23 protein-coding genes are annotated in these 22670 nt (G+C 29.6%); 9 read left to right on the top strand and 14 right to left on the bottom strand.

What is annotated here, in order from left to right; translation table 11 throughout:
* Positions 1-9: 9 nt before the first annotated feature.
* The 5 genes from L8U98_RS02820 to L8U98_RS02800 are packed head-to-tail and all read right to left on the bottom strand — an operon-like array spanning position 10 to position 3676.
* Positions 10-882, bottom strand: coding sequence for an N-carbamoylputrescine amidohydrolase (locus L8U98_RS02820; RefSeq protein ID WP_263724867.1), 873 nt, complete (start codon positions 880-882; stop codon positions 10-12).
* Positions 851-1765, bottom strand: coding sequence for a cation diffusion facilitator family transporter (locus L8U98_RS02815; protein ID WP_263724866.1), 915 nt, complete (start codon positions 1763-1765; stop codon positions 851-853). The genes L8U98_RS02820 and L8U98_RS02815 overlap by 32 nt, the downstream gene beginning before the upstream one ends.
* Entirely contained in the window at positions 1762-2739 is a 978-nt protein-coding gene (locus tag L8U98_RS02810) for an agmatine deiminase family protein (protein ID WP_263724865.1), read from the bottom strand. The genes L8U98_RS02815 and L8U98_RS02810 overlap by 4 nt, the downstream gene beginning before the upstream one ends.
* A 56-nt stretch (positions 2740-2795) precedes the next feature.
* Entirely contained in the window at positions 2796-3077 is a 282-nt protein-coding gene (locus L8U98_RS02805; RefSeq protein ID WP_263678641.1) for a hypothetical protein, read from the bottom strand.
* On the bottom strand, positions 3077-3676 hold the full coding sequence (locus L8U98_RS02800) for an MBL fold metallo-hydrolase (protein WP_263663228.1): 600 nt from the start codon (positions 3674-3676) through the stop codon (positions 3077-3079). The genes L8U98_RS02805 and L8U98_RS02800 overlap by 1 nt, the downstream gene beginning before the upstream one ends.
* 61 nt (positions 3677-3737) lie before the next feature.
* On the opposite strand from L8U98_RS02800, the gene L8U98_RS02795 reads away from it, so the two are divergent.
* Genes L8U98_RS02795 through L8U98_RS02775 form a run of 5 tightly spaced genes read left to right on the top strand, consistent with a single transcriptional unit; the run spans position 3738 to position 8270 of the window.
* Positions 3738-4478, top strand: coding sequence for an NAD+ synthase (locus L8U98_RS02795; protein ID WP_263724864.1), 741 nt, complete (start codon positions 3738-3740; stop codon positions 4476-4478).
* Complete coding sequence (locus L8U98_RS02790) at positions 4465-5403, top strand: tetraacyldisaccharide 4'-kinase (RefSeq protein WP_263724863.1); 939 nt, start codon at positions 4465-4467, stop codon at positions 5401-5403. Before L8U98_RS02795 ends, L8U98_RS02790 begins: the two co-directional genes overlap by 14 nt.
* Positions 5378-6787, top strand: a complete 1410-nt coding sequence (gene thrC, locus L8U98_RS02785; protein WP_263724862.1) for a threonine synthase — start codon at positions 5378-5380, stop codon at positions 6785-6787. The genes L8U98_RS02790 and thrC overlap by 26 nt, the downstream gene beginning before the upstream one ends.
* Positions 6784-7509: a 3-deoxy-manno-octulosonate cytidylyltransferase gene (gene kdsB / locus L8U98_RS02780; protein WP_263678650.1), complete on the top strand. Its 726-nt coding sequence runs from the start codon at positions 6784-6786 to the stop codon at positions 7507-7509. Before thrC ends, kdsB begins: the two co-directional genes overlap by 4 nt.
* Positions 7506-8270, top strand: a complete 765-nt coding sequence (locus tag L8U98_RS02775; RefSeq protein ID WP_263724861.1) for a transporter substrate-binding domain-containing protein — start codon at positions 7506-7508, stop codon at positions 8268-8270. Before kdsB ends, L8U98_RS02775 begins: the two co-directional genes overlap by 4 nt.
* Here L8U98_RS02775 and L8U98_RS02770 read toward each other — a convergent pair.
* Positions 8267-8983 (bottom strand): amino acid ABC transporter permease, encoded by a 717-nt coding sequence (locus tag L8U98_RS02770; protein ID WP_263724880.1) that lies wholly within the window; start codon positions 8981-8983, stop codon positions 8267-8269. The two genes, L8U98_RS02775 and L8U98_RS02770, sit on opposite strands and share 4 nt — an antisense overlap.
* 248 nt (positions 8984-9231) lie before the next feature.
* On the opposite strand from L8U98_RS02770, the gene dsbD reads away from it, so the two are divergent.
* Both dsbD and L8U98_RS02760 read left to right on the top strand, forming a co-directional pair.
* Entirely contained in the window at positions 9232-10923 is a 1692-nt protein-coding gene (gene dsbD, locus L8U98_RS02765) for a protein-disulfide reductase DsbD (protein ID WP_263724860.1), read from the top strand.
* Complete coding sequence (locus tag L8U98_RS02760) at positions 10923-11576, top strand: MOSC domain-containing protein (protein ID WP_263682171.1); 654 nt, start codon at positions 10923-10925, stop codon at positions 11574-11576. The genes dsbD and L8U98_RS02760 overlap by 1 nt, the downstream gene beginning before the upstream one ends.
* On the opposite strand, the gene L8U98_RS02755 is transcribed toward L8U98_RS02760, so the two are convergent.
* Entirely contained in the window at positions 11569-12744 is a 1176-nt protein-coding gene (locus tag L8U98_RS02755) for an NAD(P)/FAD-dependent oxidoreductase (RefSeq protein ID WP_263724859.1), read from the bottom strand. The two genes, L8U98_RS02760 and L8U98_RS02755, sit on opposite strands and share 8 nt — an antisense overlap.
* 102 nt (positions 12745-12846) lie before the next feature.
* Between L8U98_RS02755 and L8U98_RS02750 the strand changes: the two genes are divergently transcribed.
* Positions 12847-14211, top strand: coding sequence for a sodium-dependent transporter (locus L8U98_RS02750; RefSeq protein WP_263724858.1), 1365 nt, complete (start codon positions 12847-12849; stop codon positions 14209-14211).
* Here L8U98_RS02750 and L8U98_RS02745 read toward each other — a convergent pair.
* The 5 genes from L8U98_RS02745 to L8U98_RS02725 all read right to left on the bottom strand — a co-directional run bounded on the left by L8U98_RS02745 (position 14182) and on the right by L8U98_RS02725 (position 19276).
* Positions 14182-15066 carry a 1-aminocyclopropane-1-carboxylate deaminase/D-cysteine desulfhydrase gene (locus tag L8U98_RS02745; protein ID WP_263724857.1) on the bottom strand — a complete coding sequence of 295 codons (885 nt, stop codon included), beginning with the start codon at positions 15064-15066 and terminating at the stop codon, positions 14182-14184. The two genes, L8U98_RS02750 and L8U98_RS02745, sit on opposite strands and share 30 nt — an antisense overlap.
* Positions 15053-16003, bottom strand: a complete 951-nt coding sequence (locus L8U98_RS02740) for an OmpA family protein (RefSeq protein WP_263672026.1) — start codon at positions 16001-16003, stop codon at positions 15053-15055. Before L8U98_RS02740 ends, L8U98_RS02745 begins: the two co-directional genes overlap by 14 nt.
* Complete coding sequence (locus L8U98_RS02735) at positions 15990-17321, bottom strand: MotA/TolQ/ExbB proton channel family protein (RefSeq protein ID WP_039626332.1); 1332 nt, start codon at positions 17319-17321, stop codon at positions 15990-15992. Before L8U98_RS02735 ends, L8U98_RS02740 begins: the two co-directional genes overlap by 14 nt.
* A 75-nt stretch (positions 17322-17396) precedes the next feature.
* Positions 17397-18461: a class II fructose-bisphosphate aldolase gene (gene fbaA, locus L8U98_RS02730; protein WP_263724856.1), complete on the bottom strand. Its 1065-nt coding sequence runs from the start codon at positions 18459-18461 to the stop codon at positions 17397-17399.
* Complete coding sequence (locus tag L8U98_RS02725; protein WP_263724855.1) at positions 18461-19276, bottom strand: peptidylprolyl isomerase; 816 nt, start codon at positions 19274-19276, stop codon at positions 18461-18463. Before L8U98_RS02725 ends, fbaA begins: the two co-directional genes overlap by 1 nt.
* Positions 19277-19355: 79 nt before the next feature.
* Here L8U98_RS02725 and nth point away from each other — a divergent pair, with 79 nt between their 5' ends.
* Complete coding sequence (gene nth / locus L8U98_RS02720) at positions 19356-19982, top strand: endonuclease III (protein ID WP_039618455.1); 627 nt, start codon at positions 19356-19358, stop codon at positions 19980-19982.
* A gap of 23 nt (positions 19983-20005) precedes the next feature.
* Here nth and gltS read toward each other — a convergent pair whose 3' ends face one another.
* Positions 20006-21214 (bottom strand): sodium/glutamate symporter, encoded by a 1209-nt coding sequence (gene gltS, locus L8U98_RS02715; protein WP_263663209.1) that lies wholly within the window; start codon positions 21212-21214, stop codon positions 20006-20008.
* A gap of 115 nt (positions 21215-21329) precedes the next feature.
* On the bottom strand, positions 21330-22670 hold the full coding sequence (locus L8U98_RS02710) for a TolC family protein (RefSeq protein WP_263724854.1): 1341 nt from the start codon (positions 22668-22670) through the stop codon (positions 21330-21332).

The following is a 22670-nucleotide window of genomic DNA, read 5'->3' as shown; positions in this document are numbered from 1 at the left end:
TTTCTCCTTTTAGTCAATAAATCTTTTATTTAATTCATGAAAATACTCTATGCGTCTATCACGTAAAAACGGCCACCATCTACGCACATTTTCACATCTTTGCATATCAATTTCAACGATTTTACAAAACTCTTGTTTATCATCGGCTCTAAAAAGCTCTTCGCCTTGAGCCCCAAAAACAAAAGAATTTCCCCAAAATCTTATGCCATCTTCGACACCGCTTTCATCTTTTTCAAAACCTACTCTATTTACAGCCACCACAGGCAAGCCATTAGCTATAGCATGACCTCTTTGTACACCTATCCAAGCTTCAAGTTGTCTTTGTTTTTCTTCTTTTTCATCCTTATCAAACCAACCTATAGCAGTAGGGTAAATCAAAATTTGAGCCCCTTTTAAAGCCATTAATCTAGCAGCTTCAGGATACCATTGATCCCAACATATTAAAACTCCAAGCTTTCCAACGCTTGTTTGTATAGGTTCAAAACCCAAATCACCTGGAGTAAAATAAAATTTTTCATAAAAACAAGGATCATCAGGAATATGCATTTTACGGTATTTACCTGCTATGGAGCCATCTTTTTCAAATACCACGCTAGTATTATGATAAAGTCCTGCGCTTCTTTTTTCAAATAAAGAAGTTACCAAAACAACTTTATTTTCCCTAGCCACATTAGACCAAAATTTAACATCTTCTTCATAGTCATTTGCCAAATCAAAAAAGTCTGTATTTTCACTTTGACAAAAATACTGCGTTTGATGAAGCTCTTGCAAGCATACAAGTTCAGCTTTTTCTTTTGCTGCTTGTTTGATAAGTTCGCATGTTTTTTCTATAGTTTTTTCTTTATTTTGTTTAAATTCTTGCTGTATGAGTGCTAATTTCATTTTTACTCCTTTCTTCTTCTGAATCATCATAAGGGTCTAAGTGTATATGGATATTCCAAAAATCATCTTTAAAATGTTCCCTTATATTATCTTCAATCTCATCACCGATTTTATGAGCTTTTAAAAGTGATATTGTAGGTTCAAAAACTAAATGCACACTAACATAAAGTATATCAGGGCTTTTTCTGGTTTTTAAATGATGAAAGCTTTTGACCTCTTTATTTGCACTTATAATTTGCTTAATCACTTCAACTTGTTCTTTATCAATTGCCACATCTAATAAAATTTTAGAACTTTCTTTTATAATTTTAAAAGCTGAAAAAATCGTATATAAACTTATAGCTATACCAAACAAACCATCAATAAAATGATAATTTGTAAAAGCTATAATCACAAGTGCTAAAAGCGTTAGAGCATTAGTTAAAAAGTCTATTTTATAGTGCAAGCTATCAGCTTTTATAATCAAGCTTTTTGTTTTTTTGGTAACATAATTTAAAAAAACTACCAAACACAAAGTCACAAGCATAGCAAAAGCCATGACATAAATTCCAAGATTAAGTTTTTCTACACTTTCTTGATTGTGAATTTTCAAAACACTCTCATAAAAAATATAAACCCCAATCCCGCTAATCACAAGACCTTCAAAAAGTCCCATTAAGGCTTCAATTTTACTAAGGCCAAAATTATATTCTTTACTAGATCCTTGAGAGCTTTTTTTCAAAGCTAAAAAATTTAAACCCGAAATCACACAATCAAGTAAAGAATCAATCGCACTAGAAAGCACCGCAACAGAACCCGAAGCTAAACCTACTATAAATTTAACAATAGCTAAAAAAACAGCACATACACTTGCGATGATGGTTGCGCTTTTTTGCAAATTCATCTTTGACCTTCATAGCGGTTTTGACAAGAACAATGCAAAGAACCATTTTGTCTTAAAAACACTCTTGCATCAACCCCTACTACTTTTCTATCTTTACATGCTTTTTGTAAATTTTCTAATACCAAAGCATCGTTTTCATCATTATAAGTTGGCACTATCAAGCCACCATTAACAAAAACAAAATTTGCATAAGTAGCACCAAGCCTTTTACCTTCAAAATACAAAGGCTTAGGTAAAGGAAGCTCTAATAAATCAAACCCTGTTTTTTTAAGTTCTTCCTCCATAGCTTTTAAGGGCTTATAATGCTCATCATTTTCATCTTTACACACACAATAAGCAATGGTTTTTTCATTGATAAATCTTGCTAGAGTATCTATATGATGATCAGTATCATCGCCTTTTATATAACCATGATTTAACCATATAATTTGTTTTAAGCCAAAAATTTCTTTTAATTTAGCTTCAATTTGCTCTTTATTTAAATGTGAATTTCTATTTTCATTTAACAAACAAGCACTCGTTGTAAGCATTACTCCTTGCCCATTAAAATCAATACTCCCACCTTCTAAGATAAAATCAATTTTTTCTAATTTTCCAGATAATTTTTGCGCAAAAAGTTTTGAATTTACCGCATTATCTAAAGTGCTTTGAAATTTATCGCCCCAAGCATTAAAAGTAAAATCAAGCCCTATGAGTTTATCATCTTCAAGCACATCAATTGCACCAAAATCTCTAATCCAAGTATCATTAGTATCACACTTAAAAAAATCAACGTTTTTTATATGTTTAAATCTTTGAAAATCTTTTTCACTTGGCGCTATAAGTAAAACTTTTTGAAAATCTGCCACAGCTTTAACAAATTCTTCATAGCTTTGCAAAATCTCTTCTAAATAAGGCTTCCAATCGCTATTTTCATGAGGCAAAGAAAGTAAAAGTAGCTCTTGTTTTTGCCATTCTGCTATGCTTTTTCTCATTTTGATACCCTTTTTGATAATTAAAAAAGTATTTTAACATTTTTAATGATAGTTTTTTACTCTTTTTTTAAAACCCAAGCAAAATACCATATCGCAAAAGATAAAAGCAAAATCACAAAAAGCTTTTTATCATACACTCCAAAACCAATATAAAGCACAGAATACATAAAACCAAAACTTCCTGCATAAATGCAAATTCTACTCATTAAACCATTTTCCACCGCTCTAAAACATGGGCATTTGTGAAAAAATTTCTTTTTTGTTTCTTTAGGTTTAAAAAAACTCAAAACCGCACTTAAAATCAGCAAAAAACTTAAAAAATATAAAACCTTATCCATTAGTGAAAATACCTTAACCAAGCAGGAATTGCTTTTTGTTCTTCTTTTAAAGTGCTTTCTTCTCCATGCCCTGGAAGTAATCTAAAATCTTTTTCATAAGCTAAAACTTTAAGCAAACTCTCTTTCATCTTGGCTGCATCTGAGTAAGGAAAGTCCCATCTACCAATACTACGATAAAATAAAAAATCCCCACTAAAAAGCACATCTTCACCCACAAGTTCTATCATGCAACACCCTGGAGTATGCCCTGGAAAATGATGAAATTTAAACTTAAACTCATCTATACTAAATTCATTTTCATTTTCTATCAACACATCAGCATTTGAATGCTCAAAACCATAATTAAAAGGATCTTTTAGCATAAAAGCATCATCTTTATGGATAAAAAGTGGAATTTCATAAACCTTTTTAACTTTAGCATTATCATAAACGTGATCATAATGACCATGAGTATTTAAAATAGCTAAAGGTTTGCTTGCGTTTTCTTTGATAAACTCATAAGCATTTTCACCTGGATCAATGATAATTTGCTTGTTATTATGATCTATAATATAACAATTTGTTTCATACATTCCGCATGGTTGTTTTAAAATACGCATATAAACTTCCTTTTAACTAAATCAAATATAATTTTAAAAAATTAATATTTAAAGATTTTTTATGAATTATACAAAATTACAAGAATTATTGATCAATTTTATAAAAGAACAAGCAGGGGATAAAAATCTCATCTTAGGTTTAAGTGGTGGGATAGATTCAGCTTTAGTAGCTCATCTTTGCAAAAAAGCAATAGGTGAAAAACTTTTTGTGCTTTTAATGCCTACAAAACATTCTAAAAAAGAAAATTTAGATGATGCATTAATGCTTTGTAAAGATTTGCAAATTCATCATAAGATTATTTATATTGATGAAGTACTTTGTGCTTATGAAAAAATTTGTCAAGACTTAAACCCTTTACGCTTTGGAAATTTAGCTGCAAGAGTGCGTATGAGTTTGCTTTATGATTATTCGGCTTTACACAATGCATTGGTAGTAGGCACTTCTAATAAAAGCGAACTTATGCTTGGTTATGGGACTATTTATGGGGATTTAGCTTGTGCTTTTAATCCTTTGGCTACACTTTATAAAAGTGAAGTTTTTGAACTTGCTAAATTTATGGGTGTACATGAAAATTTCATACAAAAAGCTCCTAGCGCTGATCTTTGGCCAAATCAAAGCGATGAAAAAGATCTTGGCTATAAATATGAAGTTTTAGATGAAGTTTTAAAAGCTTTAGAAAATAATCAAAGCTTGGAAAATTTTGATGAGAATTTAAAAAATTTAGTCTTAGAACGTGTGCAAAATAATGCCTTTAAAAGAAAACTTCCAACAACATTAAAGAATGCATATGACTTGGCTTGATCGCTATTTTTTTAAACCTAATTTTTTGCAAAAAACTCTAGCCTTTTTGCTTTTGCCTTTTAGCTTTTTATATATGATCATAGCGATTTTAAATACTAAATTTAAAAAAGAACTTGATTTTAATTTACCCATTATAAGCATAGGCAATCTAACCCTAGGAGGCAATGGAAAAACTCCCATTTGTAAAGCCATAGCAGCTGAGTTTGAAAATTGTTTTATCATCTTAAGAGGCTATAAAAGACAAAGTAAAGGCTTAATCATCGTTAAGCATAAAGATGAAATTTTGTGCGATATTAAAGAAAGTGGCGATGAAGCTATGGAATATGCACTTACAAAGCACATTAATGGAGTGATAGTAAGCGAAGATAGGGTTAAAGGCATACAAAAAGCTATCGAGCTTGGAGCAAAGATCATACTTTTAGACGATGCTTTTTCTAAATTTCACATTAAAAAGCTTAATATTTTATTGCAAAGTAAAGATGAGCCATTTTTTGGTTTTACCCTACCTAGCGGGGCTTATCGTTTGCCAAAATCTTTTGCTAAAAGGGCTGATTTTATAGCTAAAGAAAATGAAGACTTTGTGCGTTATTCTCATGTAAAAGAAAATCAAAAAGCAGTTTTAATAAGCTCCATTGCAAAACCTTTTAGGTTGTATGAGCATTTTATCAAAGCTAGGGCTTGTTATTTTTTTGCCGATCATTATACTTTCAAAAAAGAAGAATTAGAAAAACTTTTAAAAAAACACAATTGCGACACCTTGATGCTAACCTTTAAAGACTATGTGAAAGTAAAAGATTTTGGCTTTAAAACTGAACTTATTCATCTTGATATTGTTTTAAAAGATAACTTTAAGCAAGTTTTGCAAAATTATATTGATAAATTTAACAAAAAGGAAGAAAATGTTGCTACACTCAACCCAAGATAAAAACCATCAAGTAAGCTTTTCAAAAGCCTTACTTAGCCCTAGTGCACCTAATAATGCTTTATATGCGCCACTTAATCTACCAAAGCTTAATAATGAAGCTTTAAAAAATTTAAGCTACAAAGAATTAGCTTTAAAAATCATCGCTGCATTTGAATTTGATTTAGAGCTTGAAGTTTTTGAAAAAGCTTTGAAAACTTATGAGAGTTTTGATGATAAAACCTGCCCTATTAATTTGAAAAAAATCAATGATAAGCTTTATATTAATGAATTATTCCATGGACCAACAAGAGCTTTTAAAGATATGGCCTTACAGCCTTTTGGCGTGCTTTTAGAACACTTAAAAAAAGATGATGATTTTTTAATCATGTGCGCTACAAGTGGTGATACAGGGCCTGCAACATTAAAAAGCTTTGAAAATAAAAAAGGCATAAAAGTAGTTTGCATTTACCCAAATGAAGGCACAAGTAAAACTCAAGCTTTACAAATGACACATTCAAATGCAAGCAATTTAAAATCCATAGCCATTGAAGGTAATTTTGATGATGCGCAAAATGCTCTAAAAGCGCTTTTAAATGATGAGGATTTTAAAAATACTTTAAAAGAAGAAAAGTTAAGTCTAAGTGCTGCAAATTCAGTTAATTTTGGAAGAATACTTTTTCAAATCATCTATCATTACTATGCTAGTTTAAAAATCGATAAAACAATAGATATCATCATTCCAAGTGGAAATTTTGGCGATGCTTTGGGAGCTTATTATGCTAAAAAAATGGGAGCAAATATAGGCAAAATTAAAATTGCTTCCAATTCAAATAATATTTTAAGTGAGTTTTTTAATACAGGCAAATATGATTTAAGAAATAAAAGCTTACAAAAGACTATTTCTCCTGCTATGGATATACTCATATCATCAAATATAGAAAGATTGCTTTTTGATAAATTTAAAGATGAACGCACCAAAGAGTTAATGCAAGCTTTAAAGAATGAAAAATATTATGAGCTTAGCCAAAAAGAGCTAGAGCTTTTACAAGAAGACTTTGAAGCTGATTTTTGCAATGATAATGAGTGCATGCAATATATCAAACAATACAGCCACTTAGGACTTTTAGACCCTCACACTTGCACTTGCTTTAAAATGCTTGATTCTAACACCACTACGCTTATTACTTCCACAGCACAATGGAGTAAATTTACCCCAAGTATGTATCAAGCAATTTATAATAAAGAATGCCAAGATGAACAAGCTTGCATGCAAGAACTTGCAAAAGAATTTAAACAAGAAATTCATCCAAATATCACAAGCTTATTTACAAGCACACAAAAGCAAAATCAAGTTTGCAAACTCAAAAATCTAAAACAAACTATTATAGAATGGATAAAACAATGATAATCATACCAGCAAGATTAAAATCAAGTCGTTTTGAAAATAAAATTTTATGTGAGATTGATAATTTACCTATGTTTATTTATACAGCTAAAAAAATGCAAGAAGTTGATGAAGTGTGCGTGGCACTTGATGATGAAGAGGTTTTAAAAATAGCGCAAAAACATAATATAAAAGCAGTTTTAACAAGTAAAAATCACGAAAGTGGCACTGATAGGATCAACGAAGCTTGTCAAATTTTAAAACTAAATAACAACGAGCTAATCATCAATGTCCAAGCCGATGAGCCTTTTATAGAAACACAAAATATTAAAGATTTTAAAGAATTTAGTCAAAAAGCTTTTGAAGATGAGCTTTGCTTTATGAGTAGTTGCTATAAAGAAGTAGATGCAAAAGCTTGTGATGATCCAAATTTGGTTAAAGTAGTTACTGATAGTAATGATTATGCTTTGTATTTTTCAAGATCTAAAATTCCTTATGAAAGGGTAAATTATAAACAAAATTTTAAAGCCCATCTTGGAATTTATGCATATAGAGTTAAAAATTTACAAGAATTTTGCACTTTGAAAAACTCAGCTTTGGAAGAATGTGAAAAATTAGAACAATTAAGAGCCTTAGAAAATGGCAAAAAAATCAAAATGCTAAAAATACAAAGTCAAAGCATAGGTATAGATACAAAAGAAGATTATGAAAGAGCCTTAGCTAAATTTGGAGTTAAAAAATGAAAAAAATACTTTTTTTACTAAGCTTGTTTTTTACACTTCATGCAAAAGAATTAATCGTAGGTATGGAGTTAGCCTACCCTCCTTTTGAAATGAGTGATACCAAAGGTAATCCAAGTGGTATTAGTGTAGAGTTTTTACAAGCCTTTGCCAAAGAAAAAAACTATGATTTAAAAATTCAAAACATAGCTTGGGATGGACTTATACCTGCTTTAAGAACTCAAAAAATAGATCTAATCATGTCTTCTATGAGCATAAGTGAGCAAAGAAAAAAAGTAATAGATTTTACCTTGCCTTATGCTAAGGCAAATTTAGCGATATTAAGCACTAAAAAATCAAATATTAATTCCATAGAAGATTTAAATCAAAAAGGAAAAATCCTTGCTTTAAAAAGAGGTTCAAGTGCACATTTATATGCTCAAAAAAATCTTAAAAATGCAAAAATCCTAGTATTTGATAAAGAAAATGCAGCTATTTTAGAAGTCATTCAAGCAAAAGCTGATGCTTTTATTTATGATCAAATGAGCATTTATAAAGCATGGAAAAAACATCCTGAGCAAACAAAAGCTATTTTTACCCCTTTTGAAAAAACACCTGAGCAATGGGCTATAGCTTTAAATAAAAATAATACCAAATTAAAAGAAGAATTCAATGAGTTTATTTTAAAATCTAAAAAAAATGGTCTTTTTGATAAGCTAAGTCAAAAATACCTCAAAGATATGCAAGAAATTTTCAAAGAACAAAAGCTTGAGTTTTTCTTTTAAGAAAAACTCTTTTCAAGCTTTCTTGAAAACATAGAAATAGGTAAAGTTAAAACCAAATAACACAGTGCTAAAGGAATGTAAATTTCTAAAGTTGAAAAGGTAAAAGCATTGATTTCTTGGGCATTTTGAGTTAATTCTGAAATAGCTATAACGCTTAAAAGAGAGCTGTCTTTAATTAAATTACTAAGCTGTCCGCTTAGTGGTGCTAAGATATTTTTTAAAGCTTGGGGAAAAATAACGCTTTTATAAATTTCAAACTCACTCAAACCCAAAGCTTTGGCACTTTCATATTGCATTTTATCAACACTTAAAATCCCTGCTCTAAATATCTCACAAATATAAGCACTAGCAAATAAAGCTAAAATCAAAACTCCACAAACATAACGATTATCAAGCCCTAAATTATCCGCAAAAATATAATAAATCAATAAAATTTGCACTAGCAAAGGTGTGCCTCTAATAAGCTCTATAAAAACTCTTGCAAACATATTAAAAAGCACGATTTTACAAAGACTCATATAACACAAAATCAAAGCAAAAATCACACCTACAATCAAAGACAAAACACTAATAAAAAAACTCGTAAAAAAACCCTGTATCATTTTGTCTTTATATTCATAAATTGCCCCAAAATCAAAATTATAACTAGCGCTTAAAAAAGATAAATAAAAAAATAAAAACAATAAAAAAACCAACAAAAAAGCATTAACCATATATGCTTTTAAAGTAATTTTTTTATACTCGTTAAATTTATTGTGCACTAAAAAAATACTATTCAAAAATTTCCTTTATTATGATTTCAAATATAGCAAATAGCAACTAAATTTCACTAAATATTAAGATTGTTAAAAATTGGAATTTTAGTTTATAACAAACTCCTTAATTTAGGATAATTATTAACTTAAATTTACCACAAATAAGTAAAATAAAACAAATTTAACTTCTAGTTTCAAGGAGAAAAATGCGTTTTTTAGCGGTATTTTTTATTTTTTTAAATTTAGCTTTTGCTAATAATGGAGTATTATCACTCAATGAAGCTTTTAAACTCAATACCCACAGCAACAATCAAGGAATTTTTTTAAAAATCAATCTTGCAGATAGAATTTATCTTTACAAAGATCAAATCAAAGTAGAATTAGATTCAAATGACATTACTTCTTTATTAAATTTCCCACAAACTCAAACTAGAGAAAACAAAGAAGTAATCTTTAGCCAACTTGAACTTTTTATACCTCAATTATTATTAGATGATTTTATTAAAAATAACAATGCAAAACTTTCCCTAGCTTATCAGGGTTGCTCAGAAGAAGGTTTATGCTATCGTCCTGTATATGTAAATTATGAACTTAATAAACAAAATGGATTTTATGCTATAAAATCCACTAAAGATCAATTTAAAAAGCAAAATGAAGATGAGCAAATTGCTAATGATTTAAGCACACAAAATATATTTATCACGCTTTTAACTTTTTTTGGTTATGGCTTGTTATTAGCACTTACTCCTTGTATTTTACCAATGATACCTATTCTTTCTTCATTAATCGCAATGAAGCTCAAAGATAAACCATCTAAAAAATATAGCTTTTACTTATCTTTTATCTATGTCTTTTTTATGTCTTTAGCTTATGCTATAGCAGGTGCTTTAGTAGGTCTTGCAGGAGCTAATGTACAAGGTTTATTACAACAACCTTGGATTATCATTGCTTTTGCAGGTATTTTTGTATTGCTCTCACTTTCCATGTTTGGCCTTTATGAATTACAATTGCCGCTTAAATTTCAAAATTTTATTAATAAAAAAATAGAAGGCAAAAACGGGGTTTTTGGTATAGCTATCATGGGCTTTTTATCAGCTCTTATTGTAGGACCTTGCGTGGCTGCACCTTTAGCAGGGGCTTTGCTTTACATTACTAATAGTGGCGATGTATTTTTAGGAGGACTTTCTTTATTTGTGATGAGTTTTGGTATGGGTATGCCTTTACTTTTAATAGGATTTGGAGGAAGTTTTTTAAAAAGCGGAGCTTGGATGCTTAAGATAAAAATTTTCTTTGGTTTTATCATGCTCATCATGGCAGTTTGGATGCTAGAAAGAATACTTAGTGCAAATATCATTTTAATGCTTTATGGGATTATAGGGGTATTTTTTGCTAGCTTTATGGGGCTATTTGATGAAGCAAAAACTAATTTTGATAAATTTAAAAAAGCAAGTATGATTTTAATTTTAGCTTATAGTTTAAGTCTAATTTTAGGCGGCTCAATGGGTTCAAAAAGCTTACTAAAACCTCTTGAGTTTAACCTTGTCTCAAAAGAAAATAGCTCTAGTTTAAGTTTTAAAACCATTAAAAACTTAAAAGAACTTAAGCAAGAATTACAAAATTCTACCAAACCGGTTATGCTTGAATTTACAGCCGCTTGGTGTGAAAACTGCAAACTTTTAGAAGAATATACTTTTACAGATACGAAAGTACAAAATTTGCTTGCTAATTACACGCTTTTAAAGGCAGATGTAACACATAATAACCAAGAAGATTTATCTCTTATGAAAGAATTTGGAGTTTTTGGGCCTCCTGTAATGATATTTTTTAACAAAGGCGAGGAAAAAGGACGCATTATAGGCTATGTAGATGCAAATGATTTTTTAAGTAAAGTTCCTTGATGAGTTCTATTAAATCTTTGCAAATTGGCAAAATCAAAAACTATAATAAATTTCACTCAGCATTTATCAAGGATATTTATTTAAATTCTTTGCAAATTTATACAGATTATATTCTTGATAATGAAATAGCTGATAAAATTCATCATGGAAATTTAGAAAAAGTTGTTTTTGCAAATAGTGTGCAAAACTATACTTTATGGAATAATTATTTAAACAAATACTTAAATTTTGGAGAAATGGGAGAGAATTTAAGTATTGATGGTTTAAACGAAAATAATGTTTGTTGTGGAGATATACATGAGATAGGTACTTGTATTTTGCAAGTAAGTCAACCGCGCAAGCCTTGTTTTAAAATTTCTAGCATACACAATCACTTAAATTTTACTCAAGAAGTTTTCAAAAGTGGAAGAACTGGATGGTATTATAGAGTCTTAAAAGAAGGCATAATAGGCAAAAATGACAAAATCAAAATTTTACAAAAAGATGAAACTAATTTAAGCATTATGGAGTTAAATCAATTATTTTTTAATCCTTTTAAAAATTCAAATTCTTTAGAAAAATTAGAAAAAATTTCCACCCTAGCAAAAGGATGGAAAGAGAGTATTCAGGCTAGATTAAATCATGCTTATGATGATTCTTATATGTTTATTTAAAAAATCCTTTTATCCCTATAAGCTGATATTGCCATAGTTTTTCTATAAAAATTTTAAGTTTTATTGCCAAAAGACCACTAATTGGCTTATGCAAAACTGTGCCAACTGCATAATCATTTCCGATTGAACAAACGGTATTTCCACTTATAAAAGAAAATTCTTGCTTAAATTCTTTCTCATCAATCATAGCCATTAAAGCTTTGGCTACATAAGCTCCTTCTCTTAATGCAAGCTGGGCTGTTGGAGGATAAGGAGTGTTGGTTTTAGGATTTTTAAATAAACTATTATCACCTATAAAAAAGTATTTTGATGGATTTTCAATATTTAAAGGATGCATGAAAGCATCTACTTCTATACGCGATCTTACACTTGAAAAATCAGAGCTATTTTCTATAACGCTATTACCCCTAACCCCTGCAGTCCAAATGATAGTATTAGCTTTAACAAATTCTCCCCCATCAAGTCTTATACCATTTTTTTCACATTCTATGATTTTAGATTTTTCATATACTTTTACACCAAGTTCTTGTAGCCTTTGCTTTGCTTTTAAAGCCATACTTTTATCAAACATAGGTAAAATTTGATCCATAGCCTCAATAATAGAAAGCTCTAATTTCTCATAAGCAATTTGCTCTTTTTGGCAAAATATTTTAAGCTCTTTAGCTAAAGAAGCTATAAATTCAACCCCGCTTAAGCCCCCACCACAAACTGTGATTTTCAAATCATCTTCATTTTGAGTGGTTTTATGATTTTTTATTTTCTCATATATTATTTCATTAATTTTTAAAGCATTTTCATAATTATCTATACTCAAAGCATATTCTTGCATACCTTTAATACCAAAAGTTTCTTTAGCAAAACCAAGCCCACATACTAAAATATCAAAGTCAAATTCATTATTTTTAGTAAAAACTTTGTCTTTAGAAATTTTTAAAACTTCATCTTGGATAAAGTTAATTTTTGGATTTAACAAAGGCAAAAGATCATATTTTGAACTATAAATATCTTCATTGGAAGCTACTTTGTGTAGTAAAATAGTATGATAATGATAAGAATTGTTATTAATCAAACTCACTTGTGCTTTTTCAAAAAACTCATCAGATAAGGCTTTTATAGCCGATAAAGTAGCATATCCTGCACCTAAAAACAAAATTTTCTTTTTTTGCATGGATTTTCCTTTAATTTGATAAAAAAATAAATAAAAATTTGGCATAATGGTATTATTTTTTATCTTAAAATATTTTTTATTTAAATTTAGCAAGGAAAAAGTATGCAAAGACAAACTTGGAGCAATACGCTAACTTATATCCTTACAGTAGCAGGAGCGACTATTGGTTTTGGAGCCACTTGGCGTTTTCCATACTTAGTAGGTGAAAATGGAGGCGGTGCTTATGTTTTAGCCTTTTGTATAGCTATGATTTTTATAGGAATTCCTGTGATTTTGGTTGAAAATGTTATAGGAAGACGCAGAATGCTAAATTCAGTCGATGCTTTTGGTGGAAAAACAAGCGATGGAGTTAAAATATCTAATTCTTGGCAAGGTGTTGGCTACATGGGGCTTTTAGGTAGTTTTGGAATCATGGCTTATTATATGGTAATAGGTGGATGGGTTTTGGCTTATATTTTTAAAATCATCATAGGCGATTTTAATCTTTCAAGTCCCATTAATGCTCAATATACAAGCGAATTTTATAACTCAACCATAGAAAATAATCCTTTATTAATAGGAATTTTTACTACTATATTTGTGATAATTAACTGGATTATCTTAAAAAAAGGTGTGATTGATGGCATAGAAAAGTCAGTAAAATACCTTATGCCATTTTTATTTATCTGCCTTTTGGTTGTTGTTGCACGTAATTTAACACTTGAAGGAGCAAGTGAGGGCGTGAAATTTTACCTTACTCCTGATCTTTCCAAAATCACTCCTAAATTGTTTATAGATGTTTTAGGACAAGTATTTTTTGCCCTATCTTTAGGCTTTGGTGTAATGATAACCTTATCATCTCACCTTAATAAAAATGAGAATTTAATCAAAACTTCTGTTTATACAGGAATTTTAAATACCCTCATAGCAGTACTTGCTGGTTTTATGATTTTTCCTGCTTTATTTAGTGTAGGTTTAACCCCTGATAGTGGACCATCTTTGGTTTTTAAAACCTTACCTGTTGCATTTTCACATATACCTTTTGGAAGTATAATTTGTGTGTTTTTCTTTTTACTTTTAATCATCGCTGCACTTACTACAAGCTTGCCAATTTATCAAGTAATCATCAGTGTTTTGGAGGAAAAATTTAAACTAGCTAAAAATACTGCTATTAATCTAACACTTGGAAGTATTTTTGTCTTGGGAAATTTACCATGCATACTTACTTATGGTCCTTTAAAAGATATTACTATCATCAAAGGAAAAAATATTTTTGATAGCTTTGATTTTATTAGTGGAAATATATTCTTTGTTTTAACCGCATTTTTTTGTTGTATTTATGTAGGTTGGGTACTTAAAAAAGATGCAATTTATGAGCTTTCTAATCAAAATACCCTAAAAGGAAGTATTTTTAAACTATGGTATTACTATGTTAAGTTTATCATACCTTTGATTATCTTAGTGATTTTTTATTTTGGTATTTTTTAATTTATATTCATAACGCTTTAACATGCTTATATTTCCTTCAAGGCCTCCTTGATGGATATATAAGATTTTTCCACCAAATTGCTCTTTATGAGCTAATAAAGTTTTAAAACCCACCATATCATAAAGCAAATCAAACTCTACTCCACATTCTTTTTTTAGATCTTGATAAAGCTCATAAAATTCTAAATAAGGCTTAGCAAAATGATATTTTTTTGGTGGATTTAATATGGTTAAATTATCAAAATCATAATTTGCTTCTAAGTTTAAAATTTGCTCTTTTAAATACGCACTATCTCCCACACAAGCACATGTAAAAACTTTAAATTTACTATGTTTAGCCAAAAAAGCCGCAGAAGTTCCTGTACCTGAGGGTAAAAAAATACTTACATTTTCATTCAACTGTTCACTAAGCTCTAAGGCTAGTTGTTGGTATCCAAATTCAGCTTCTTTTATAGCCACACCCTCTTCTATAAAAACATCATCATCTTTTTTTAAGGCTAAAGCTTGTAATCTTCTTGTAGGATAGTTTGTATTTTCTATCAACTCCACATTATGTTTTAATGCAAATTCTAAATTTCCATGGGGATTTTCTTTTAAAAAAGAACTCATTTTTTCACAAACAAAAATGAGCAAAAAATCATTTTCGTAACAAAACTTAGCTAAAGCAACTAAAGCATTACTTTGAGAAGAACCAAAAGAAATAAATCTTTGTCCTTTTTTAAATAAATGTTTGTTTTTTTCAAAAAAGGCTAGTTTTCTAGCCTTATTTCCATTGATATAACCTAATAAATCATCTCTTTTGAGTAAAAATTCAAAATCTTTGTATTTTAAAACATCAATTCTACTTGCTATCAAGGTATTTTTCAACCTTTTCTAAAGCATTATTTGTATTGATATTAAACTTAATCTCTATTCTACGGCTTGCTTCTTTATCTTCTTTACCATCTTTCATAATTACATCAGAATAAGACCTACCGCTTGCCATTAAAAGTTTTTGCAATCTTGGATCTTTATAAAATGAGTGTATAAAACTCATCACAGCATAAGCTCTTTTTTGCGATAAATCAAGATTATATATATAAGAACCTGCGCTATCTGTATGACCTTCTATGACTATATTTTCTATGCTATTTAAGATATTTTCATCTTTTAAAATATTGTCAAAATACTGCGTTAAAATCGCTTTCAAATTCTCTTTTGCATGTGCTTTTAGCGTAAAAGAATTTGTATCAAAAAGCACTTCAGAAGGTAAAACTATCGCCCCTGTATTAGAATCTAAGGTAATATTAGTATCAAATTTTGCTTGAAGATTTTTAATGGTATTTTCTTTGATTAAACCTAATTCTTTGATTTTACTTTTTGCCTCATCAAAATTACGCTCTAATTCTTTGATTTCTTCATCTTTTTTGTTTAATCTCTCAAGCAAAGCAAAAATTTGTTGATCTTTTTCATCCAAACTTGAATTTAAATCTTGATTGAGTTTAGTAATATTAGCCTCTAAAGCCTGTTTTTGCTTATTAACATCATCAAGCGTGCTTGAAGTATTATTTAATTTTTGGCTAAGATTTTTTAAAATATCTTCTTTTTGGTTTAATTCTTCTTTGTTCTCTCTTAAGCGCTCTTCTTGTTTTTGCAGATTTTCTTTTATGATTTGCAAATCACTTTGAGTTAAAACATACTTAACAACTATAGCTCCAATAAGCAAAATAAATATAAAAAGCAAGCCCGCCATTAAATCTGCATAAGCGATCCAAAAATTATTTTCTTCATTGTTAGAATTATTTTTTATCATCTATTTTTTCATCTTCTTTTTGATTTTCAAGCTTTGCAATAACTTGTGTGGTTTGCTCATCTAATTCTTTGCTTTCTTCTTTAAATTCTTGCATTAGTGAAATTTTTTCATCGATATTTTTTTCATCTTCATAAGCTTCTTTAAAAGTATGCATACCTTCTATAATACTTGCCCTAAAACCTTCAAAAAGCTTAGTTTGATTATCTAGCATAAGATTTTGATATTTTTCAATATTATTTGAAAAATTATTCACCTTTTCATCTAAAGCACTCACGCTTTTATCTAAATGCACAATCTTATCAGAACTCACATCCAAAAGTCTGTTGTATTGCTCTGAAATTCTTAAGGTTAAATCTTTTATGTTTGAATTTAGCATATTTACCGCATTTGCAATCTCGCTGTAAGTTTTAACTATATCTTTTTGCTCTCTTTGGGTTTTAGATAAATCACTCATAGTTTGTTTTACATGCTCACTGCTTAATCTTACAGCTTTTTCCTCAGCATTTACAAGCTCTTGAAAAACTTTGAATTTTCTATCTATTGTATTATCTAATTCTTTAAAAAATTCCTCATTACTTACATGCTCAAAAATCGTGCCTATTTTTTCAAAATGTTGCAAACTTTCTTGAAGATACTTTCTATCAATTTCTTCTTTAGACCAGAAAAAATCGCTTGTTGCATTTTTTTGACGATTAAGAAGTTTTTGGAATTTACTGCTGCCGTATTTTTCAAAAAATATCCACCAAAGTGCTAAGAAAATTCCATAAATTGATACATAAAAGGCTGTTCCTACTCCATTTAATAAAACTGAAATTTCTTGTTCTAAACCTGCTGTGTCGCTTGAATTAAAATTTGGCATAGACATTGCTATACTTATAAAAGTTCCTAAAATACCAAGCATAGGAAAAATAGCTGCACCTACAGAAGCAAAATTTTCATTTCTCAAATCTTTCACATAAGCATAAGCAAAATCATCAAAACTAGCGTTTGACTTTGTTTCTTTACCTATAACTAAAAAATGCTTCATAATATAGCGTTTTAATATAAGCTTAAATTCATCTTTTTGTTGCTCAAAAATACTTGAAGCATAATCAGCACTATGTCTAGCAAAGATCAAAGCTACCAAAAAGATAATCCCTATCATTACAACACTATGTAATTCTACTTTAAAATCAATCTTTCCAAAATATCCTAAAAGCACTAAAATATACAATATAGCAGGGATAAAAATAATCTTTAAATAAGCAACAATTCCGGTACTACCTTTTCCCTCAGGCAATACAAGATCAGAAAAATCATCAGTTGTTTTAACTTCCATTTTATAAACCTTTGTTAATTTTGCTCTAAAAATTTGAAATCTTCACAGGAAAATCAACTAAGAGTTATAAAACTCTTAGTTTCTATCGATACAATTTAAATCACTAAAAGCACACTCTAAGCGTTTGATCATACTCTCTTCGCCCGCTCTAAGCCATACTCTTGGATCATAGTATTTTTTATTTGGCTTATCATCGCCTTCAGGATTGCCAATTTGTCCTTGCAAATAAGCTTTATTTTTAAGTTCATACTCTCTAACACCATCCCAAAAAGCCCATTGAGTATCTGTATCGATATTCATCTTAATCACACCATAGCTAAGCGCTGCTTTGATATCTTCTATATCACTACCACTGCCACCATGGAAAACAAAATTGATTGGTTTTTCTTCACCAAGATTGAATTTTTCTTTTACATAATTTTGAGAGTTTTTAAGAATTTCAGGTCTTAAAATCACATTTCCTGGTTTATATACTCCATGTACATTACCAAAGCTAGCTGCGATTGAAAATCTATCACTAATTTTAGAAAGTCTCTCATAAGCTAGCGCTACATCTTCAGGCTGGGTGTATAATTTTGCATTATCGATATTAGTATTATCCACTCCATCTTCTTCACCACCCGTACATCCTAACTCAAGCTCTAAAGAAATCCCAAGCTCAGACATTTGTTTTAAGTAATTTTCGCAAGTGCTTAGATTGCTTTCTAAATCCTCTTCACTTAAATCAATCATATGAGAGCTAAACAAAGGCTTGCCTGTTTCTTTTTTAAACGCAATATTTGCTTCAATCAAAGCATCGATCCAAGGGAGTAATTTTCTAGCAGCATGATCTGTGTGCAAAATTACCGGAACTCCATAAGCTTTTGCCATTAAATGTACATGTCTTGCACCACTTATAGCACCAAGTACATCAGCTTTTGGGCAAGCTTTCCCTGCTACAAATTTAGCTCCTCCATTTGAAAACTGAATAATCACAGGCGAATTAACTTTTTTAGCACTTTCTAAAACCGCATTGATAGAATTTGTCCCCACGACATTTACCGCAGGGATAGCAAATCCTTCTTTTTTTGCATGATTATATACGATATTTAGATCATCACCACTTAAAACACCTGGTTTAACAAGATCTAATACACCCATTATTTGTATTCCACTTTTGCTTTTTGAAGAAGTTCTTGAGCTTTTTTATTCATAAGTTCTTTAAATTCTTCCATTTTGATATTGCTTTCAATACCTGCTTTTACTTCATTATAGCTCATAGTACTTTTTGCTCTAGCATCTTCTTTTAAGATAACATGATATCCAAAATCACTCTTTACAGGTGTTTTAGAAATAGTACCTTTTTTCATAGAAAAAGCTGCATCAGCAAATGGTTTTACCATAGTTGATTCAGCAAACCAACCAAGATCACCACCTTGAGCTGAAGAACCTTTGTCGATTGATTTTTCTTTTGCAAGTTGAGCAAACTTATCATTTAAAGCTTTTCCACTTAGCTTACTAAGCTCGGCAATAATACCTTTAGCTTCTTTTTCACTAGTTACCAAAATATGCTTAGCTTTCACTTGAGCTGGTTTAGTGAATTTATCTTTATTTGCTTCATAGAATTTTTTAGCTTTAGCATCATTATTTTTAATTGAATCAAAAATTTTCTTTTGGTAGATATTTACCAAAATAGCTTCTTTAGCACGCTCTAATTCTTCTTTATATGAAGGATCATTTTCTATTTTTTGAGCTTTAGCGTCTTTTAATACAAGTTGTTGAACGATATATTGATCAATAATTGCTTTTTTTTGTTCAGCTGGTAAATCAGTGATTTTAGCACCTCTTAGCATAGGAGCAAAAAATTCATTCACTTCTGTATCGCTGATATTGTTTCCATCAAGGGTTGCAACCACCGCAGCATTTAAACTTAAACCTGTTAACAAAGCCGCAGCAACTAAAGAAATTTTTTTCATTGTTTTTCCTTTTGAAATAGTTTTGTTGATTTTATTATATCTAAACTTTATTTAAAGCCGATTAACATACAATAAGTTTATGAAAAGAAATTTAGAAATTAAAAAATTATTTTTAGAGCATTTTGGACAAGCAAAAACAGAATTAGTTTTTAGTAATGCTTATGAACTTATAGTTTGTGTTATGCTTTCAGCTCAATGCACTGATAAAAGGGTTAATCTCATCACACCGGCTTTATTTGAAGCTTATCCTAGCGTACAAGATTTAGCTAAGGCAAACTTATCATCTTTGAAGCTTTTGATTAATTCTTGCTCATTTTATAATAATAAAGCACAAAATTTAATCAAAATGGCTCAAGCAGTTTGCGAGCAATTTAATGGTGAAATTCCTATGAATGAGCAAGATTTAAAAACTCTAGCAGGAGTAGGACAAAAAACTGCACATGTAGTAATGATAGAATGGTGTGGGGCTAATTGTATGGCTGTAGATACTCATGTATTTAGAGTTTCACACAGACTTAATCTTAGCAAAGCCAAAACCCCTGAAGAAACAGAAAAAGACTTAACTAAAATTTTTAAAGATAATCTAAACTATCTTCATCAAGCTATGGTGCTTTTTGGACGCTATACATGCAAGGCTAAAAATCCTTTATGTAAAGAGTGTTTTTTAAATCATTTATGTAAGAGCAAAGATAAAAAGTTAATCTAGCACTAAATTAGTGCTAGATGATTTTAATGAAAGAATGGTAGATATAAGAAAGCATTAATCACTAAAGCATTTACTATATCTATGAAAAATGCACCTACTAAAGGCACAATAATAAATGCCATATGGCTCATACCATAATGATTTGTTACAGTTTGCATATTTACCATAGCTGTTGGAGTAGCACCTAAACCAAAACCACAATGTCCTGCTGCTAAAACTGCTGCATCATAGTCTTTTCCACATATTCTAAAGGTTACAAATATAGCAAAAGCAGCCATCATAGCAACTTGTACTACTAAAATTACTAGCATCGGTAGTGCAAGGGTTACTAGATCCCAAAGATTAATAGTCATTAACGCTAAAGCTAAGAATAATGACAAGCTTACATTACCTAAAACTGATACTTCTCTATCAAATACATGGTGAATTTTTGTAGCTGATAAAACATTTCTTAGAACAACACCCACAAAAAGACAATACACAAAAGTTGGTAAAGTAAAACCTGTATTTGCTTTGATATAAGTAGATAAAGCATTACCTATTAATAAACATAAAGCAATCAATGCTAAAGACTCTATAAAAGAAGATGGAGTGATCAATCTTTCTTTTTCTGGAGATTGGAAATTTAAAATCGCATCTTTATCATCATTTTGTTTTGGAACTACTAATTTGTGTTTATTAACCAAATATCTCGCAACAGGCCCACCTATGATACCACCTGAAATAAGTCCAAAAGTCGCACAAGCAATAGCAACAGTAGTTGCACTAGAATACAAATAAGGTTCTTTAATAAATTCAGCCGCCCAAGCTGCACCTGTACCATGACCACCACTCATTGTAACAGAACCTGCTATAAGCCCCATAAGTGGATTTTGTCCCATGGCAGTTGCTACACCTATACCAACTATATTTTGCGCAAATAGTAAAGCTACAACTACAACTAAAAAAACTGCTAATTTTCTACCACCTTTTTTTAATGAAGCAAAATCAGCTAACAAACCAATACTTGAAAAGAATGCAAGCATTAACGGATCTTTCATAGATTCATCAAATTTAATGTCTAGTGAAAAAGAACTATGTAAGATTAAAAGAATAATCGCAGCTATTCCACCACCAACAACTGGCTCAGGGATATTATAATCACGAAGAAATTTTACCCTTTTAATGACAAAAACGCCCAAAAGCAATACTATAACCATAGTAACTAGCGTTGCATAAAAATCAAATTTCATACCTCTCCTTTGTTTGATTTACTTATCAATTGTAATCTAAATGACTTTAAAAACAACGCAAATAAACACTACTCTTTACTAAGATATTACAAAATGAAACATTTTTAAGTCTATTTTACTCTGAAATCAATACTATATTATGATACAAATTAATATTTTTAAGTAAAGACAGTTTCGCTCTACTAAGCTCTTGAAGTGAATTAATAAGCAAAGCATCCGCATCAAGATAATCTTTTAGCTCATTACGCCCTAATTCATATTTTTCAAAATATAATTGTGTAATTTTTGCTTGATTGGTATTGATATCTTTTACTAAATTTAACAAATCATTATAGTATTTATCATTTTCATAACAAAGTTTAAACTCATGAATAGCTCTTTGTAATGCATCTTTATACTCATATAAGCGTGCTTGGTATGCAAATTCAGAAATTTTTACATTTTGTCTTACTCTATAAAAGTCCAAAAATGGTAAGTCAATAACAACATTACCTCCTAAGATTAAAAATTTAAAACTCTCATCAAAATTTTTATCACTCCCATCTAAATTTCCCAATATTTTTATACTAGGCAAAATACTTTTTTGCACACTTGCATAATCCTTATAAGAAGCCATAAGTTGATTTAGTTTTGCTTGAACTTGTGGTCTATAAGCAAGCATTTTTAACTCTATATCAAAATTAATTTTTTGCAATGAAAAATCTTCAAGTGTATAATTTAGCATTTTATTAATCAAAAACTCATCATCTTTACCTAGTAAATCTTTTATGTTTTTAAGTGTTAAGTCTTTATTTTGCAAATTTGTAATGATGTTTTGTTTAGTGTTTAATAAAGACTTTTTAATATTTAAAAGATCAATATATTCAACCTTACCATAATCAAATTTAGTAGTATAAATTTCTAGCATTTGCTCAAGATTTTTTAAATGATTGTTTAGCAAGTGATCTACATCATTAAAATAAATCAATTCAAAAATACTATTAATTGCTAAATTAATCGTATCAAGTTCTAAAGAGCGTAACTCATATTCGCTTGCTTTTGCTAAAAATTCAGAACTAGCAACTTGATCTGAAATTTTTCCATATATATCAAGCTCATAATTTAACATAATGCCATTTGAGAAACTATGCATTTCTACGCCATTGTTTAAATTTTTTCTTATGTTTGCACCTAAATTTCCACTCAAAGTAGGATAAAGATCTAAATTTAAAAGCTTATATCTAGCTAAAGTGCTTAAAAAATTAACTCTTGCTACATTTAAATCTTTGTTATTGTCAATAATAGCTTTTAAGATATTATTTAAATCTTGATTATTATATTTTTCCCACCAAGCCTTGCTTGCATTAAAATCTTCAAAATATTCTTTTTTTATTTGTTCTTGAGATACTTGTTCTAATTTTACTCCTACGCAAGCATTTAAAAAAAAGGCTATAAAAAATAATAAAAATATTCTCAT

Source organism: Campylobacter sp. RKI_CA19_01128, from assembly GCF_025771175.1.
GTDB lineage: Bacteria > Campylobacterota > Campylobacteria > Campylobacterales > Campylobacteraceae > Campylobacter_D.
Note: the sequence above shows the minus strand (reverse complement) of the source record. Positions and strands in the feature narration are given on the sequence as shown.

Excerpts from the sequence above, each read along its gene's own strand:
- L8U98_RS02820 (WP_263724867.1), bottom strand. The coding sequence starts at position 882 with ATGAAATTAGCACTCATACAGCAAGAATTTAAACAAAATAAAGAAAAA.
- L8U98_RS02815 (WP_263724866.1), bottom strand. The coding sequence starts at position 1,765 with ATGAATTTGCAAAAAAGCGCAACCATCATCGCAAGTGTATGTGCTGTT.
- L8U98_RS02810 (WP_263724865.1), bottom strand. The coding sequence starts at position 2,739 with ATGAGAAAAAGCATAGCAGAATGGCAAAAACAAGAGCTACTTTTACTT.
- L8U98_RS02805 (WP_263678641.1), bottom strand. The coding sequence starts at position 3,077 with ATGGATAAGGTTTTATATTTTTTAAGTTTTTTGCTGATTTTAAGTGCG.
- L8U98_RS02800 (WP_263663228.1), bottom strand. The coding sequence starts at position 3,676 with ATGCGTATTTTAAAACAACCATGCGGAATGTATGAAACAAATTGTTAT.
- L8U98_RS02795 (WP_263724864.1), top strand. The coding sequence starts at position 3,738 with ATGAATTATACAAAATTACAAGAATTATTGATCAATTTTATAAAAGAA.
- L8U98_RS02790 (WP_263724863.1), top strand. The coding sequence starts at position 4,465 with ATGACTTGGCTTGATCGCTATTTTTTTAAACCTAATTTTTTGCAAAAA.
- thrC (WP_263724862.1), top strand. The coding sequence starts at position 5,378 with ATGTTGCTACACTCAACCCAAGATAAAAACCATCAAGTAAGCTTTTCA.
- kdsB (WP_263678650.1), top strand. The coding sequence starts at position 6,784 with ATGATAATCATACCAGCAAGATTAAAATCAAGTCGTTTTGAAAATAAA.
- L8U98_RS02775 (WP_263724861.1), top strand. The coding sequence starts at position 7,506 with ATGAAAAAAATACTTTTTTTACTAAGCTTGTTTTTTACACTTCATGCA.
- L8U98_RS02770 (WP_263724880.1), bottom strand. The coding sequence starts at position 8,983 with ATGGTTAATGCTTTTTTGTTGGTTTTTTTATTGTTTTTATTTTTTTAT.
- dsbD (WP_263724860.1), top strand. The coding sequence starts at position 9,232 with ATGCGTTTTTTAGCGGTATTTTTTATTTTTTTAAATTTAGCTTTTGCT.
- L8U98_RS02760 (WP_263682171.1), top strand. The coding sequence starts at position 10,923 with ATGAGTTCTATTAAATCTTTGCAAATTGGCAAAATCAAAAACTATAAT.
- L8U98_RS02755 (WP_263724859.1), bottom strand. The coding sequence starts at position 12,744 with ATGCAAAAAAAGAAAATTTTGTTTTTAGGTGCAGGATATGCTACTTTA.
- L8U98_RS02750 (WP_263724858.1), top strand. The coding sequence starts at position 12,847 with ATGCAAAGACAAACTTGGAGCAATACGCTAACTTATATCCTTACAGTA.
- L8U98_RS02740 (WP_263672026.1), bottom strand. The coding sequence starts at position 16,003 with ATGATAAAAAATAATTCTAACAATGAAGAAAATAATTTTTGGATCGCT.
- L8U98_RS02735 (WP_039626332.1), bottom strand. The coding sequence starts at position 17,321 with ATGGAAGTTAAAACAACTGATGATTTTTCTGATCTTGTATTGCCTGAG.
- fbaA (WP_263724856.1), bottom strand. The coding sequence starts at position 18,461 with ATGGGTGTATTAGATCTTGTTAAACCAGGTGTTTTAAGTGGTGATGAT.
- L8U98_RS02725 (WP_263724855.1), bottom strand. The coding sequence starts at position 19,276 with ATGAAAAAAATTTCTTTAGTTGCTGCGGCTTTGTTAACAGGTTTAAGT.
- nth (WP_039618455.1), top strand. The coding sequence starts at position 19,356 with ATGAAAAGAAATTTAGAAATTAAAAAATTATTTTTAGAGCATTTTGGA.
- gltS (WP_263663209.1), bottom strand. The coding sequence starts at position 21,214 with ATGAAATTTGATTTTTATGCAACGCTAGTTACTATGGTTATAGTATTG.
- L8U98_RS02710 (WP_263724854.1), bottom strand. The coding sequence starts at position 22,670 with ATGAGAATATTTTTATTATTTTTTATAGCCTTTTTTTTAAATGCTTGC.